This is a genomic window from Okeania sp. SIO2F4 (genome assembly GCF_010672385.1).
GTDB lineage: Bacteria > Cyanobacteriota > Cyanobacteriia > Cyanobacteriales > Microcoleaceae > Trichodesmium.
Window position 1 is genome coordinate 1 of record NZ_JAAHGT010001195.1, and the last position, 2,420, is coordinate 2,420.

Below are 2,420 nucleotides of genomic sequence, written 5' to 3' on the forward strand. Positions count from 1 at the left end.
TGTCGCGATTTCAGGGTAATTAGTCGTTGGGAGCCAACATCTCAAACTTGCTCATGCTGTGGTTTCAAAGGTGGAAAATTAGATTTATCAATCCGCGAGTGGGAATGTCTCAATTGTGGGGCAAAACATGACAGAGATGAGAATGCAGCAATAAATATATTAGTCGCGGGCGGGCAGCCCGAGACATTAAACGGACTTGGAGGCAAGCAGAAGACTACTGCCAAAGTAGCAGCAGCCTGTGAAACGTCAACTCGCCGAGGAGCTACGGCTCGGTAGGAATCCCCGTGCCTTTAGGCCGAGGAGGATGTCAAAAGTAGGTCTCAGCAACGAGAATGTAAATTTCCATTGTGGCATTTACTTCTGCACTTTTTCAACCATCAAACTCATCATTGTGGTCAACTTACTACCTTAATTAGTCAATGCGGTAAAAATTTTGGAGTAACGGATTTATTGTGGTTGCCAGAAGGATAATAGTTGAAGTCAGATAGGGTAGCCGTCGGATTGGCGATGTACAGAAGTTAAGTTCTTGTTATGACTATATTTGAGAAGAGCGAGAATGTCCGATCCAGTAATGACGACTGCTATATCTTTAAATATCAAGTGAACTTCATGGAGAATTGGTATTAGGCGTTTCGCTGCGCGACATGAAACGCGTAGCAGTGCGTAGCACTATCGCCATCCAGACAGTTTATCTAAAATCTAAAAACTAGAGCGCAACAGTTGAATTAATTATCAACCAGCAAGAGGGCGTTTTGCTGCGCGACATGAAACGCGTAGCGGTGCTACGCACTGTCGCTATCCAGACAGTTTATCTAAAATCTAAAAACTAGAGCGCAATATCTGACTTGACACCTTCTAAGTTCTGACTTCAGCTATGAATACCTGCCAAGCTAACGATTTTTCTATTACTTTTAGTATTGCAAGTTGACATGCGGAATGTGAGTTTTAGCCTTTATATCTTGAGCTACTTTCAGAAAGCAAGGAAAGGATAAACATTAGGAAAAATCAGAAATTAATTACCCTTAAGTAATCATCCTACTCAACCTCTTGCTTTTGCCGTTGCCTTCTGAATATATTGGAGGATAAGCTCAAAATTATTCCGAATTTATCTTAGTTGTTTGATCCAATTATTAGAAGTAGCTATAATTTCCTCTTCCTGTTTTAGCGCTGCAGCAATTTGTTTTTCAATCTCTGTATAAACCTGAGTTTCAAAATCAGATAATTGTGATTCTAGTTGTACCTCTAAATCTTTAGCTATTTTCTGAAATTGACTATAAATCTCTCTTTGTAAATCAGCCATTTCTTTTTCTCGTTGACTTTCATTGTGGATTTCCAAAACATCCATTCCCACAGAAACTAATGCAACAGCAGGACCTAAAAATTTAGCAGCATTACCAATATTTTTAGCAATACCAACTGCTTGCCAAGGTTTAAACTTAAAACCTATAAATTTTCCTACTCCTAAAACAGTTAGATGTAAATTACTGCCTGCTACATTCCCAGAAGGAAGAAAACCACTCCCCGCTGTTTTCAAAAAACCTCTAGTTGCTAACTTTTCTACTTTTAAACCTGCAACTTCAGCAATCTTTTTTATCCAGTCAACTTGAGATTTAAGCTGTTGAAAATTTATGCCATCATTAATACTAGAAGCCGAAATATTTTGCTCTTTATCCAAACAAGAAACAAAAGCTTTAACCAAATCACTATCTAATACCTCTGCAACTTCTTCCCGAATATCTTCCACTGCTGTTTCGCAAATTTCTTGCAATTTACTTTCTGCTTTTTCATAGCAATTACGAACATTTAATTCTGCTGTTTTATTCAGCTTTTCAAAATCTGTATCAGTTCCCACTGCCATTGCTAATTCATTTCCTTCTTTGACAATAGCTGAAGACATTTATAGGCAAATACCTTTAACTTTTGTGCGGAGTCTATCTCGTTCTTTTCGGATAGTCCGAGATAGACGGTTAGCTACTTCAAAAAAAGTTTTATTTACCGTAGAGTTGCTCAGAAAAATTAACTGAGCATCTTCTACAAATTTTAATGCTATTCTGACAGGAGTATCAAATTTTGCCAAGCCACCTCGACTCTCAATAAAAGTATTTAGAGCAGCAATAAAAGTTTCAAACCGACTAATTTCCAGCAAAAAATCATCATTCTCATCAATACCATCACAATAATCTTTAGCATCAATAAAACAAACAGGAAATTCATCAAGACTAAAAGGTTTAAGAGCTACTGCTAAACTGTGGCGATAGTTAGCAATTTTTTCTTCCTCTTCTCCAGCTTCATCAGACATTTTATTAATGACTAACATCATTTTCCAGCGATGACCTTTGTCGTAAGCTAACTTTTTGAAATTCTCAACTGTCACAGAGTCAAATAACATATAAGTCAGACAAAAAACTAATAAATCAGCT

At 37.3% G+C, this 2,420-nt stretch carries 2 protein-coding genes and 2 pseudogenes; 2 read left to right on the forward strand and 2 right to left on the reverse strand.

Annotated elements, in window-relative coordinates:
• Together F6K22_RS38745 and F6K22_RS38750 are read left to right on the forward strand one after the other, a co-directional pair.
• Window positions 1-276: zinc ribbon domain-containing protein (locus F6K22_RS38745; RefSeq protein WP_293110247.1), on the forward strand; the 276-nt coding region annotated here is incomplete at its 5' end.
• 48 nt (window positions 277-324) lie between these two features.
• A pseudogene (locus tag F6K22_RS38750) lies at window positions 325-471 on the forward strand (DinB family protein); the annotation flags it as partial.
• Between the two features lie 634 nt (window positions 472-1,105).
• Here the strand turns inward: F6K22_RS38750 and F6K22_RS38755 are convergent.
• The gene (locus F6K22_RS38755; protein ID WP_293110249.1) at window positions 1,106-1,897 is read right to left on the reverse strand and encodes a LeoA/HP0731 family dynamin-like GTPase; all 792 of its coding nucleotides are present in this window, start codon (window positions 1,895-1,897) and stop codon (window positions 1,106-1,108) included.
• Window positions 1,898-2,420: pseudogene (locus tag F6K22_RS38760) on the reverse strand (GTPase); the annotation flags it as partial. It lies immediately after the preceding gene.